Source organism: Rhizobium sp. S163 (assembly GCF_030380805.1).
In the GTDB taxonomy this organism is placed as follows: domain Bacteria; phylum Pseudomonadota; class Alphaproteobacteria; order Rhizobiales; family Rhizobiaceae; genus Rhizobium.
The window spans coordinates 391,918-405,255 of record NZ_JAUDSA010000012.1 but is presented as its reverse complement, the minus strand read 5'-3'; the positions used below and the strand labels follow the sequence as shown (position 1 = coordinate 405,255).

The following is a 13,338-nucleotide window of genomic DNA, read 5'->3' as shown; positions in this document are numbered from 1 at the left end:
GGCCTGCCCCTGTACGTTCGATCGAGGCTCAACGGCTTTCTTTGAGCTTTTCCAGTCGCCCGGCGAGCGAGGTCAGGCCGGACTTGATATCGCCACCACCAGACAGCATGTCGTGGACGGAGCGATAAAAGGCCTGCGACACGCGGTTGTAGCTGGTGCCGGTATAGCCCGAGGGCCGCACCGCGCTATCGGCGAAGGCTTGCTGGTTGTCCTTAAGGAAGGGGATCTTCGCCAGAACGTCGGGGTCGGTGTAGAGCGCCGGGATGGAGGGATTGACCGCATCCTGCAGCGCGCGCTTCTTCTGCAGGTCGGGGCCGGTGATGAAGTTCACGAAATCTGCCGCGACGTCAGGCTTGGAGCTGTACTTGGAGACGCCATAATACATCGGGCCGAGGCATCCGCTCGACTTCTGGCCTTCCGTGCCGACGGGCAGCGGCATGACGCCGACCTTGTCGACAACGGCGCTGCCTTCCTTGTGCGACGTGCCCCAGACATAGGGCCAGTTGCGGTGGAACACAGCGTTGCCGGATTCGAAGACGGCGCGCGAAGCTTCCTCGTCGTAGTTCAGCGTACCCTCGGGGCTGATCGAGCCGATCCAGCCCTTTGCCTTTTCGATCGCTTCGGCAGCCTTCGGGTTGTCGATCGTCACCTTGCCGTCGTCGGAGATGATCGTGCCGCCGCCGTTCGATGCAACGAGCTCGATCGCGTCGCAGGTTAGGCCTTCATAGCTCTTGGCCTGCCAGGCGTAACCCCACATGTCGCCCTTGCCGTCGGCGCGCTCCTTGTCCTGGATTTCCTTGGCCGTGGCGGCCAGCTCATCCCAAGTCTTCGGCGGCTGCTTGCCGTATTTTTCGAGCAGATCCTTGCGGTAGAACATCAGCCCGACGTCCATGTAGGCAGGCATGGCGACCAGATTGCCGTCCAGCTTGGCGGCGTTAAGCGTAGAGGTGAAGTGCTTGTCCTGATCGGCCTGGGGGATGACGGTCTTCAGGTCGAGAAGGCCGTTCTTGAACATGCCGAGCCAGATGACGTCGAGGAACAGCACGTCGATATCGGTCGACTTCGCCGCGATCAGCTGCTGATAGATCGGAATGGCGTCATCGAGCAGCGCTGGCATCTTGTTGATCTTCGCTTCATTGCCCGTCTTCTCCTTCCAGGCATTGGCGACATTGGTGCACAGCTCGAATTCCGTCGGCGCGCAAAATACGGAAATCGTCTCAGCGTGGGCCGTTCCGCTCCAGAGGGCGGCGGAGAACGCGAGGGCGGCAAGGCTCTTCTTAAGCATGGTGGGTTCCCTTGATTGTGATAGTGCACGGCATCGTCGGGGCTCTTCTGGCTCCTTGCAATCAATAGGACTGGTTATGACCAGTTATGTCAATATGGACTTTCGAGAGAATTGCGTTGAAGATGACATTGGAAGAGGCGGCCAAAGCCCAGGGAAAATCGAATTTGAAGACGCTCGAAACCGAGGACACATTGATCGCAACACGCGGCGTCATCGATCGCGACGACCCGCGGCCGCTGCACAAGCAGGTGTACGAGGCACTGCTGGCGGCAATCAGCGACGGGCGTCTGCCGCTGCGCGGCAAGCTGCCCTCCGAGCGCGAACTCGTCGATCTCTATGATGTGAGCCGGATCACCATTCGCCACGCGGTGCGTGAACTCATCCAGCAGGGCGTGGTGCATAGCCAGCCCGGCAAAGGGCTCTATGTCACGGAACGCGGCGGCGGCTTCGAGCTGCAGGTGCTGAAGAGCTTCACCAGCATCGCGCTGGCCAATGGCCGTGCGCCGGGTCACCAGCTGATCGAGGCAAGCCTCGTGCGGGCGCCGCTCGAAGTCAGCAGACCGCTCTTCCTCGCCCCCGGCGCCGAGGTCGTGGTGCTATCGCGCCTGCGCCTGCTCGACAATATTCCGGCGGTGATACAGACTGACTGGATTCCGGCCGGGCGCGTGCCGGGGCTGCTCGACCTCGATTGGGGTATCGCCAACCGCTCGCTATATGAAGAGCTGCGCCAGCGCTACGGCATATTTCCGAAACGTGGCCAAACGACACTGAGTGCCCGTCTGGCGGGCGAGGACGAGGCGCGCTTGCTGCAGCTGGCGCCGCCGGCGGCAGTGCTGACGGTCGACCAGATCGCCTTCGACGACCGCAACCGCCCGGTCAACATGACGGCGCTTGTGCACCATCCGGCCCGCTATCCGCTGACGCTGCTGCAATCGGAAACCGGCGATTTCACGCAATACTGAGTGGTGGTGGGAACCGCTGAGGGCTCGCCGCTAGCCGTCCAGGGCGAAGCGGTCCTCATCGAATTCCTCTTCGGCAAATTCGTCGGTGTCGCTGTCGATCGCAGGACCGACATCTTCGAGCGTCGTCAGGCGCATGCCTGATGGCCGCGGTGCGGTCATCTCGATCTTCATACCCGGTGGCTGCAAGGCCCAAGCGACCAGCGCCTTGCCGGACATGGCGCCGACGCCTGCCGATACGACCTGCGGTTCCCGAGGAGCGACCGCGGTCATATCAGAACGCTTTGCCGCCCCGCCGGCAAGCGAGCCGCCTGCGTGGAGGGCAAAGAGAAGCTGCCCCGCCGATCCCTTGCCGGTGACGGCGGTGGCGAGCAGGACGGGAGCGGCGGGCGTGGGAACGCTTGCCGTGGTGGTTTCATCCAGCGTCGGCCTGAAGGTCGGCAGTGGCACGGTGAGGGAGGCGAGGTCGGGAACCTTGCTATCTGTGTTGTCGGCGCGCGGCGTCGGCCGGGCAAGCTGAAGCTCGAGGCCGCGTTCGGCGCGTGTCTGCGGCACCGGCAGCATCGCGGTTACGAGAGCGCGGGAGGGTGCCGGAGCGCCTTCGTCGTCATCGCTTTCCGGCGTACGGATGGTCTCGATTGCCACAGGGCGGTTGCGCTTCTTCTGGTCGGCGAGCGCCAGCTCATAGCCGGGCAAGGCTCGGCCATCGGCCGGCAGATGTAGCGTGCGGCCGCTTGGGAAGAGCCGTGCCAATTCCAGCCGCGACATGCGCGGCCAGGCGCGAACATTGCCGACATCGAGATGCACGAAAGGCGAGCCGGAGGTTGGATAATAGCCGACGCCGCCCACCTGCATCTGCATGGCAAGGCCGCGCAAGGTGGCGAGCTTCACGCCGGGAATATAGAAGTCCATCGCCTTGCCAAGCATGTGCTGACTCTTCTTGGCGACACCTGTCACCCGCGAGCGGGTGCGCAGCATGTTGTTCGTGGCCGGAGAGCGGTAGGCGGATACGACGTGAATGGGTTCCTTGGCGCCGCTGCGCTGGTACACTTCCCAAACCAGATCGAGCAGGCGTGGATCCATCTTGGTCGGCTCGTTGCGGCGCCAGTCGCGCAGGAAGCGGTTGATCTGCGCCAGGCCCTTCGGATCGAACTTGCCGTTGCGCTTGAAGACGATGGTCGCCCGCTCTCCCGTGTGGGTGAAATAGAGTTTTAGCGCGCGGTCGTCGGCGGCTGCCTGCGTTGCGCCGGCCATGGCCGCGAATATGACCAGGGCGATCATCACCATTCGGTGCGCGGCAAGCGACACAGCCAGGGCCAGCATGGTCACGGGAACGGAAAAGACTGCATGGTACACGAACACGACTTCCGTCATTGTTGATCGGGTGCGAGAGCCGGATTCTTGCGATCGGCGAGGTCGCTTTGCAGTCGATTATGGTCAACAGATCCCTAACGTATCGTTTATGAGGAATGGATTATCGGGACAGTTGGACCGTGCGCGGCCTCGCTGCTTCGGCCTTCAGGGACCGGGCGCGGCGCGGAAGTTGGGGAAGGCGCGCGCAGCCGGGCGGCCGTTTGTCGAGCGTCCCGCAAAGCGACATGGCCGCAAGAAAAGCGCGCGGCGGTCACAATCCTGTCGCTTCGATCCTTATCTCTTGGGACATGATTCCAGAATGGAGGAGCGAGAATTGAATAATCTATACAAGATCTTGGCAATTGCGGCGGGAACGATGGCAACGATGGTGGCGCCGATTGCGGCGGCTCAGACGCCGGCCGCTGACCCGCTTGTCGGCCGGGCGTGGATCGAGACCAAATCGCAATCCGGTCTTCCCGGCGTGATGATGGTGTTCATGGCCGATGGCAGCCTGCTGATGGATTCCTGCTGGGAAACATATGCGCTACGCAAATGGAGCCGCAGCTCTCACGATACCGTTACCTGGGATGAGGATGGCGCCAAAATCACCGCGAAGGTGAAATCGGTGTCGCCGAGCCAGCTGACGCTCAGCGTGAAGGCCGGGAAGGATACGGTCGAGCACCGCTACAGTGTCGCCAAGGTGCCCTATGTCTGCCCTGACATGAAGCGCTGATAGCTATTGCGCCGCGAGCGGATATCCTGTCCGGGTACCGCTCGCGACATGTCTTCCGAAGTGATTACTCGACGTCGGCCATTTGGCGCGTGTCCAGCGAACTGACCAGGATCTTGTCGATCCGTCGCCCGTCGAGGTCGATGACCTCGAAACGCCAGCCATCCTTGGTAAAGCTTTCGCCAAGCACCGGAAGGTGCTTCAGCTCCTCGAGAACGAGACCCGCGACGGTCTGGTATTCGAGATCGTCGCCAAGCTTCAGGCTCATGAATTCCGCGAACTCGTCGATCGGCGTCCAGCCCGAGACCAGATAGGAGCCGTCGTCGCGGCGCGCGATCGCCTGTTCGTCGATCGGGCCATCCTGCAGCGCGCCCATGATTGCTTCCATGATGTCGCCGGAAGAAATGACGCCTTCGAAGTGTCCGTACTCGTCGAAGACAAGCACCATGTGCACGGGCGACGTCCGGATCGCCTGGATGACGCTGATGGCGTTGGAAAGGTCGGAGACGATCGGCACGTCCTGCGTGATCGCCTTCAGGTCGGCGGTGCCCTGAACGGACATGGCGTCGTAGAAATCCTTGACGGCCAGCACGCCCAACACTTCGTCCGAGCTGCCCTTTCTGACCGGCAGGCGCGAACGCTTGGTGTTGTGCAGCTGGGCGCGGATCTCCTCCAGGCTGTCGTCCACGTCGATGATCTCGACGTCGCGTCGCGGCGTCATCAGCGCGCGCGCCGTGCGGTCGGCAAGCCGCATCACGCCTGAAATCATGGCGGATTCCTCGCTCTCGATCACGCCCGCGGATTGCGCCTCGGCGAGCACCGTCTTGATTTCCTCGTCGGAGACATTGTCGCCGCCCTTGCCGGACTGACCGAGCAGCTTCAGCACGAGTTTGCCGGAAGCATCGAGCAGCCAGACGAGCGGCAGCGCCATCTTCGACAGGACCGCCATGGCGGGCGCGACCTTTGCGGCCACCGCTTCAGGTTCCCGCAGCGCGATCTGCTTCGGCACCAGTTCGCCGACAATCAACGAAAGGTAGGTGATGGCGATGACCACGGTGCCGACGCCGACGGCATCGGCCACAGTCGGCGACATGCCCTGAAGCTGCAGCCAGGCCGTCAGGCGGCTACCGAGCGTGGCGCCCGAGAAGGCGCCGGAGAGAACGCCGACGAGCGTGATGCCGATCTGCACGGTCGACAGGAACCTGCCAGGGTTCTCGGCAAGTTTTATGGCTTGTGCGGCTCCTCTGCTTCCGTGATCGGCGAGAACTTTGAGGCGGGCGGGCCTGGAAGACACGACAGCCAATTCCGACATGGCGAGCACACCATTCAGGATGGTGAGCAAGACCACAATTCCAATTTCGAGAAACACAGGAGCCCTTGTTCGTTGACGATGATGACGCAAGATAGGTGTAATCACACCGGTTGCAAAGCGGCGGCTCCGATTTTATCGCGCGCGGAACCTGAGAATTCGCTCTCGTCATGCGTTTGGTAAATTAGCGTTTTAAGTCAGAAGAGCTTAACTTTCGTCTGTTACACAACCAGCCATACTTGTTGCGATCACGTGTATGGCCGACGAAGAGATACTTCCACCAGAGATCCTGACTTCGATATTGATGCGAATGTTCGAGTTCGCACCGATTGCCATGGCCGTGTCGACCAGCGACACCGAGACATCCAGCTATCTGAAGGTAAACGACGCCTATCTCAGGCTTACAGGCCTGAAATGGGAGGATATCAGCGGCAGAACGCTGATCGCTGAGGGTGCCGCGATCAGCAGCCCGGCGCGCGATCGGCGCCATCGCATGCTCGCCGAAGACGGCGGTTATGTGCTGGAGGAAGTCGATATCCGTCATGCCGACGGAACGATCCTGCCGACGCTGATCTCCGCGCAGCGCACCGTCATCGATGGCGTGTCCTTCGATGTCGAAGTCATCCTCGACGTCTCCGCGCGTGTTCGCCATCAGCACGAAATCGAGCTTGCGCTCCGCGCTTCGGCGCGTACCGATGCGCTGTCGGGCCTGCCCAATCGCGCCTGTTTCGACGAAGTTCTGGCCGAGCATCTGGAACGGCGCGACCAAACCGACAAACTGCTGGCATTGGCCTTCATCGATTTCAACGGCTTCAAGGCTGTGAACGACACGATGGGACACGCCGCCGGCGACGAGGTGCTGAGGATCATAGCCAGCCGCTTCCGCGACAGCTTCCGCGCCAACGATTTCATCGCGCGCATCGGCGGCGACGAGTTCGTCGTTCTTCTAGAGGTCGATTCCTCGCATCTGAACGACGTGGAACTCACGCTCAGGGACGCGGTGGATCGCATCTTCAAGCCGATTGCCGTCGAAGGTGTGGTTGTCGAACTGGGGGCCGCTATGGGCGTCACGCTCCTGCAGCCAGAGGATGACGCGGCTTCCTTCGTGAAGCGTGCGGATAATTATATGTATCTGGCGAAGCAGACCGGTGATCGACTGGCCATGATCTGGCTCGGGCAGCCGGGAAGCACCGAGGCGATTGCAAGGCTTGTGACCGGCACGACCGGCTAAAGCCGTCTCGCCTGCCTTTCTGATATCGAGATCAGTATTCCGGCGGCAGCGGTAGCTCGGCGGCCGTGTCCTCAAGCTCGGCCTGCGCGGCCTTCATCGTTTCATCTTCGCTGGTAAAGGGGTTGCTGTCGACGGAGGGCAGCTCGCCGTTCATGTCGGACACGCGATAGAACCAATTTTCATTGGCGCCATTGATCGTCAACCGGAACCTGCCGTGGCTGGCATAGGCCCGACCGGTCGTGTCGCGCTTCCAAATGGAGTGACGATGAGTTGTCCGCGTCCTGAACAGGCGCATTGCGCATCCTTTCCGCTTTTGATCACCCGGAATACTATCACCGGTTTGTGATATAAAGCGCTGACGCCCGCAATGGTTTCACAGTTATTACGAAAACCTCACGCGCCGGCCTCGCGGACCAGAACTTTTACAACCTGACGCCAGACGCGGCCGGCAATACTTTCGCCTTTGCCGTTCAATACAACCACGCCTCGGACGGTCTCCGAGAAAGCCTTTCCGGAGACCTCGGCGGTAATCGCATACTGTGCCGAAACAGGGCTGAGGCGCAGACGTTCATGGGCGTTCTGCGGGTGGACTGCGATCTCGCCATGATACTCGGATGTCAGCTGCGGAATATCGATCTCGGAGGCGCCCGCCGAGGCGATTGAGGTGAGCCGCACCGGTAGTGAAGACTGCGTGAGATCGTCAGGGATGAAGTGGCCGGTGGCGCCGACGTCGAGGCGGCCACGGTCGCCGCCGGACAAAAAGCCGCGCGCCGCCATGCCGGATGCGCCGGCGATGGTCGCGAGCTGGTCCTTCCGGCTGATCCAACGGCCGAGATGGACCTGCGGATCGATGTCGATCACGGTGCCATCGAACGGTGCGCGAACGATGAGCGATGCCTGCCGGCGCGCCAGCCCATCACGCTTGGCCTCGAGCGCGGCCAGTTGCGATTGGAGGATGCCACGATCGACGAGGTTTTGCGGATCGGCCAGCACGCGCGCCAAGCGGTAGCGTGTCAGTTCGGCTTCGATCTCGGTGGTGCGAAGCTCCTGCTGAAGCTCGGGGCGGACGATTGAAAACAGCACGTCGTTCTTCTTCACGACATCGCCGCGCTTGATCCCGATTGCCTCGATCTTTCCCGGTTCCATCGGGAAAAGCCGCGTGAACTCGTTGGGATAAAGCGCCGCCGGGGCCGACACGCTCTTGAAGATCGGCAGCGAGAGCAATGCGATAATCGCAAGAAGGATCGCCAGCGAAAGATAGCTGCGTCTGCTCGTGACAATGTCATGGCGCATGGTCCACCACTCCCTGAGTTCGGACAGGATCGGCCGAAGGATGAAAAAGCCGATCTCGACGGCAAACAGCATCACGCCCACGATCTTGATTGTGAAGTGATAGACGAGGAGCGCGATGCCGAAATAGAGAAACAGCCGGTAGATCGTCGTGGCGATCGCATAGAGCGTCACGATCACGTCGAGCTTCGGACCGAAGCGATCGGGCCGTTCCTCGCCGGTGTTGAACAAGAGATGGCGGATCCGCCAACGTAGATGCCGGAAGGCGCGGGGCTGCAGGTTTTCGACACCGAGGAGATCGGCGAAGATGTAATAGCCGTCGAAGCGCATGAACGGATTGAGGTTGACGATCAGGCTCAGCACCCAGCCGGTCGCCGCAAGAACGAAGGCCGCGGATCGAAATGGGCCGTCGGGGAGAAACACCCATAGAAGCAGCGCGAAGACGGCGATATGCATCTCGGTCAGCACGCCGGCCGTATCGATCTTCAGCCGATCGAAGCGCGACTTCAGCCGCCACGCATCACTGACGTCGGTGTAGAGCAGCGGCACCAGCACCATGAAGGCGATACCCATGGTGGGAACGCGGCAGCCATGGCGATGCGCGACATAGGCGTGGCCCAATTCGTGCATCGATTTGATGAAGCCAACCGAGATCACCGAGACCACGATGCCCTCAAGCGTGAAAATATAGGGAAATGTCCCGGTGAACGCATCCCATTGGCGGGACACCAGATAGAGCCCGAGAATGGCTGCGCATATGGTGAAAGCATGGAAGGTCGGGCTGAAGAGCCCCGTAATGTAAGGCGCGGTCTTTCGGATGAAGCGGTCCGGCCTGACCAGCGGAATGCGGAAGAAGAGGTAATTGTGGATCAGCCGCATGAAGAGCGAATGGCGGCGTGTCGCGCTGGCATGAAGCGCGCGCCAGGTCGCGGAGGCTGGTTCGGTCACGAAGAAGCTCGTCTCCAGCATCCGCATCGCGGCATAGATCTCTTCCTGCTCGGGAAGCCGCCCGAACTGTGCTTGCACCGCCTGGGTGAGACCGCGCAGCGAGCGGGCGAAATTCCAGAGCGTCAGCAGCTGGAACATCTCGAATGTGATGCGGAAGAAGCGATTGCGGACCGGATCGAGCACAATCCAGACCGGCTCGCCGGATAGGCTGGTACCGCCGCGTACGATCTGCAGATCCTCACGCAAAGGCGGCAGCCGGAGATCGGGCGACGGTGATACGCTCATAGACCCAGCCGCTGCCTGATCGCGGCAATCGGCCGCCGGAACAGATAATAGGCCAGCGGCACCTTCTCGCCGAAGATCTGCGACGTCCCGCGAATACCGAGACGCAAACCGCGCTCCGGCACGGCGTCAAATCCGGCATAGATGCGATAGGCCAGAATGTTGCCTTCAATCATCTGCGGATCGAAGGATGAGGACAGCGTTTTCGCCGCGACCGGATGTAGCGGGTCGGCATCCAGAAAGGCGCTGACAGCAGCGCCGTTCTCGACCGCGATGGCATCAGCCACCGGCACGTCGATGCGCAGTTGGACGCGCTTGGGGTCGGCCACTTCCATCACGCGCTCGCCGATCGATACCGGCCGACCGATCCAGTCGCGCTTGTCGGTGAAGATGACCACGCCGTCGGTCTCAGCCTTGACGTTGGTTCGCGCCAGCATGTCGGACGCGTAATCGCGCTTGGCCGAGGCGACACTCAACTCGCTTCGAGTGACCGCTAGATCGCGCCGCGCTTCCGGGTCGGCGATCGCGCGCTGGCTGATCTGCATCAGCTTCGCCTGCGCCACCTTCACGTCCTGTTCAGCGACGCGCAGCTCGTTTCGAAGGGCTGTGTCGGCAAGCCTGAAGAGAGGCTGTCCCTTGACGACGGTCGCGTTCGGATTGACGAGGATCTCCTCGATCGCACCATCGAGCGGTGCCGCGACGATCTCCGGCGCCACGGGAACCACCTCGCTCGGCGCCAGCACCGTCATGTGCACCGGGATGAACATCGCGGCGATGGCCAGCACAGCGGCGGTTCCGATCAGCGGCTTGATCGGCAGATTGTGCTTCAAGCGTCTTGGTCCGCTCAGCGCCCGCCACGCGTGGGAATAGGTCTCGGCCAGTCTTTCGGCCAGCAGTAGATCCGCCTCCGGCCATGGCGTTTCTCGCGCCAGCAGCATACCCGCGAAAATATGGCCGTCGCGCAGTTGAAACGGCACCCAGGCCATAAAGGGGAAGGGATAGCTATCCTGCTCGATCTCGCCGGGTGGGCAATAGGCGGGGAGGGTGAAGGCCTTGATCTTCGCCAGCCCTGCCTCGCGCGACAGCTGCCTGATCACGCCCTCCACGAAGCGGATGCGCGGCGCGTTTCGATCCACCGCGCCGATCGAGGACACCGTCTCGACCTTGAAGACGCCCTTGGATACCGACAGCACGAAGATCTGCCTGGCCTTGGTGAGCTTCATCGTCTCGTTGGCGATGAGGAAGCGCAGTTCGCCAACGCTGTCTGCACGGCGTGCGTCAGCTTCAATCCTGAGCAACAGTTCGTAGGCGTGCTGGGCGGCGGCCGCTGCCGGTGGCTGAAGCTTGATGGGATCGCTGGCTGGCTTTTCGACACCTTGCATCTGCGTATGCCTACTCACTCGGGATTTTGAACACTGTGGGGCCGCTCATCCCCGGCAGGACGCCGGTGGCCTGGCCGGAAAAACGCCCGGTCACCTTCACCGTCTGGCTGACCGGATCGACGGTCGCGCCGATGCGGATAATATCGACCGGCAGGGTCTTGGCCGTCTCGTCGACGCTTAACGAAAATTCTTCGCCTTCCCGCAGCCAGCGCAGCCAGAGCGAAGGCACCAGCACGTCGACCAGCAGGTCGTTGCTGGCGACGATATGCATGATCGGACGGCTCGGTTCCGGCGTTTCATGCGCGTGGGAGGGCATGGCGCCGATCCGGCCGTCAAAGGGTGCCCTTATCGTGCAGCGCCCAAGCTTGCTGCGATAAGCATCGGCCTCGCCTGCGGCTTGGTTGGCCTTGGCGCGCGATATGTCGACCTCGAATTTGCCGGCCGCATTCGAGCGCGCCAGCCGTTCGTCGTTGGCAACGGCGATCTGCGCGGCCGCCAGCGCCGCTTCGGCGGATTTGAGCTGGGCCTGGATATCTCCGCATTCGAAAGTGGCGAGGATGTCGCCCTTGTTGAAGCTTTCGCCTTCCTTGAAGGGCAGTGTGGCGATGGCAAAGCCGAGGTCGCTCGATATCGAGGCTTCATCGGCGGCGCGGACGATGCCGCGCAGCCCTTCCAGCGATGCCGTGGCATCCGCCGCATCATTGCCGGCGGCGTAAGTTGCGCCACCTGCCAAGAGCTGTATCATCAGAACGGATGCCGCTATGCGCTTCATCACGGTCTCCCATGCCGGCGGTTATTTGGCCGCAACGAGGTCTGTCTTCAATTCACCGCGCTCCAGCCACATATCACGCAACTCGCCAGCCATTTCCTTCACGGGTTGGGTGGTGCGCAGCGTCTGCGGGAACGGATCTATGCCCAGGGAAGCGTAGATGTTCGCATAGGCGTTCTGCAGGTCGGCATAGGCCATATCGAGCTTCGCATCGGCCAGCAGCGCGTTCATCTCCTCACGGATCAGCATCTGTTCGCTGGTCTTCTGCGCGTCCGTCTCGGTGCGCACCTGTGTGAGGATCCGGTGTGAGACATTCGAAAGAGCGGCTGCCGTCGAATAGGAGTGCTTCAGGTGGGCGTAACGGGCGCGGCTGATATGGACCTGCGTCATCACTGCCATCGCGACCGAAAGCGACCGCGTATCCAGCATCTGCTTTTCGGCCTCGATCTTCTTGTTGACCGCCGGCAGTGTCGCGAGCTTCATCAGATTGAAGCTGACCTTGGCGCCCCACGACACCCAGTCGTTGGTGGCGATATAGTCGTTGGAATCGTAGTTCGGACCGGCGTAGAGATTGATGCCGGGCAGCAGGTCGAGCAGCGCCGCATCCACTTCGCGCTCGTTGATCCGCAGCCGGTAGGAAATCTCGCGCATCTCCGGGCGGTTGGTCGCGGCGATATCGAACATTTCCTGCGAGGTATAGCTGATCTTCAGCTGCGTATCGCGGCGCTTGGGAACCTCGAGCGTGAATTCCGTGCCGGGCTTCACGTTCATCAGCGCGGAAAGCTGCGTCTTGGCGACCAGCAGCTCGCCTTCCAGCAGCTCCACCTCTCGCTTGACCTCGATCAGTTCGCGCTCGTAGGTCAGTGCCACCAGCGGCGACGTTTCGCCGTTGGACGAAAGATTGCGGGTGTCCTTGAGCGCGCGGGCGACGCGGCCTTCCAGCGCGCGCATGCGGCCAACGAGACGCTGGTAGCTCACCGCGCGCCAATAGGCCGTGCGGACATCCTCGATCACCTTGTTGACCATCCGCCGCTTCATTTCGTCCTGAACCAGCACTTCGTCGGTCGCCTGCTTGGCGCGCACATAGGAGAGGCCGAAATCCAGGATGTTCCAGGAGGATGTTAGGTCGGCTGTAACAATACTATCATCGCGGGTAGAGGCCTCGGTCGGATCCGCTTCGCTGCGGCCGGCATACCCTGCGCCGGCTACAATCTTAGGCAGTGCGGAATAGCTCACCAGATCCGCCTCCCGCAATTTTAGCGCTGCCTGCATAACCTCAACCTTCGTGTCAAGATTGTATTTGAGGGCTCTCGCCATGGCTTCGTACAAGTCTACCCTGTCTGAAATGGGCTCCTGATTGGCGGTGGCAAGGGCAAGTCTCTCCTTCCCGAAGCTGGCATGCGCTTCTGGGGGCAGTGGTTTCGGGGTAACAGTGCATCCTGTCGCAATCAGACTGACGGAAACCACTAGAAAGACTGGGAGTTTCATTCCATTCATTCCTCGAACCTGTTCCGTATACGACTAAGCCGCAGGTAGCTCGTGTCTACGGATATGCAATTGCGGGGCGTAAATTCGGCAATCAGAACGCGCTTTAGCAATACGAAACTGTCGTCTGAGTACGTTCAGTCTTTGCTAACATGGTTAATCAACTCTTAATAAAACACAATTTTTCAGAGCATTAATTATTGTCGTGTGCTAAATGATGTGTCGAACGGATACGGTAGTGAGCGCCTGTCATGGTTGATTTAGTGTTCACTAATTCCTTTTGGTCAAAATTAGGAAATTGTTAATTCTCTGCTC

At 61.2% G+C, this 13,338-nt stretch carries 11 protein-coding genes; 3 read left to right on the top strand and 8 right to left on the bottom strand.

All coding sequences use genetic code 11. The features are described from left to right. Nucleotides 1-28: 28 nt before the first annotated feature. Nucleotides 29-1,285 (bottom strand): ABC transporter substrate-binding protein, encoded by a 1,257-nt coding sequence (locus tag QTL96_RS11620; protein WP_289727807.1) that lies wholly within the window; start codon nucleotides 1,283-1,285, stop codon nucleotides 29-31. A gap of 122 nt (nucleotides 1,286-1,407) precedes the next feature. On the opposite strand from QTL96_RS11620, the gene QTL96_RS11615 reads away from it, so the two are divergent. After that, complete coding sequence (locus QTL96_RS11615) at nucleotides 1,408-2,247, top strand: GntR family transcriptional regulator (RefSeq protein ID WP_289727896.1); 840 nt, start codon at nucleotides 1,408-1,410, stop codon at nucleotides 2,245-2,247. A 30-nt stretch (nucleotides 2,248-2,277) separates the two neighbouring features. Here the strand turns inward: QTL96_RS11615 and QTL96_RS11610 are convergent, their stop codons facing one another. Then, on the bottom strand, nucleotides 2,278-3,606 hold the full coding sequence (locus tag QTL96_RS11610) for a DUF882 domain-containing protein (protein WP_289727895.1): 1,329 nt from the start codon (nucleotides 3,604-3,606) through the stop codon (nucleotides 2,278-2,280). Between the two features lie 325 nt (nucleotides 3,607-3,931). On the opposite strand from QTL96_RS11610, the gene QTL96_RS11605 reads away from it, so the two are divergent. Then, nucleotides 3,932-4,330 carry a hypothetical protein gene (locus QTL96_RS11605; protein WP_112818959.1) on the top strand — a complete coding sequence of 133 codons (399 nt, stop codon included), beginning with the start codon at nucleotides 3,932-3,934 and terminating at the stop codon, nucleotides 4,328-4,330. A gap of 64 nt (nucleotides 4,331-4,394) precedes the next feature. Here QTL96_RS11605 and QTL96_RS11600 read toward each other — a convergent pair whose 3' ends face one another. Next, a complete protein-coding gene (locus tag QTL96_RS11600; RefSeq protein WP_289727806.1) occupies nucleotides 4,395-5,696 on the bottom strand; it encodes a hemolysin family protein in 1,302 nt (433 codons plus the stop codon). Nucleotides 5,697-5,946: 250 nt separating this feature from the next. On the opposite strand from QTL96_RS11600, the gene QTL96_RS11595 reads away from it, so the two are divergent. Continuing rightward, on the top strand, nucleotides 5,947-6,867 hold the full coding sequence (locus tag QTL96_RS11595; RefSeq protein ID WP_112943605.1) for a GGDEF domain-containing protein: 921 nt from the start codon (nucleotides 5,947-5,949) through the stop codon (nucleotides 6,865-6,867). 31 nt (nucleotides 6,868-6,898) lie between these two features. Here QTL96_RS11595 and QTL96_RS11590 read toward each other — a convergent pair whose 3' ends face one another. From QTL96_RS11590 to QTL96_RS11570, 5 genes are all read right to left on the bottom strand, one after another. Beyond that, entirely contained in the window at nucleotides 6,899-7,162 is a 264-nt protein-coding gene (locus QTL96_RS11590; RefSeq protein WP_018896692.1) for a hypothetical protein, read from the bottom strand. 98 nt (nucleotides 7,163-7,260) lie between these two features. Then, the gene (locus QTL96_RS11585) at nucleotides 7,261-9,390 is read right to left on the bottom strand and encodes an HlyD family efflux transporter periplasmic adaptor subunit (protein ID WP_289727805.1); all 2,130 of its coding nucleotides are present in this window, start codon (nucleotides 9,388-9,390) and stop codon (nucleotides 7,261-7,263) included. Further along, nucleotides 9,387-10,769, bottom strand: coding sequence for an HlyD family efflux transporter periplasmic adaptor subunit (locus QTL96_RS11580; protein WP_112943406.1), 1,383 nt, complete (start codon nucleotides 10,767-10,769; stop codon nucleotides 9,387-9,389). Before QTL96_RS11580 ends, QTL96_RS11585 begins: the two co-directional genes overlap by 4 nt. A 10-nt stretch (nucleotides 10,770-10,779) precedes the next feature. Then, entirely contained in the window at nucleotides 10,780-11,541 is a 762-nt protein-coding gene (locus QTL96_RS11575) for an efflux RND transporter periplasmic adaptor subunit (RefSeq protein WP_112943405.1), read from the bottom strand. A gap of 21 nt (nucleotides 11,542-11,562) precedes the next feature. Further along, on the bottom strand, nucleotides 11,563-13,026 hold the full coding sequence (locus tag QTL96_RS11570) for a TolC family protein (protein WP_289727804.1): 1,464 nt from the start codon (nucleotides 13,024-13,026) through the stop codon (nucleotides 11,563-11,565). Between the last annotated feature and the right edge of the window lie 312 nt (nucleotides 13,027-13,338).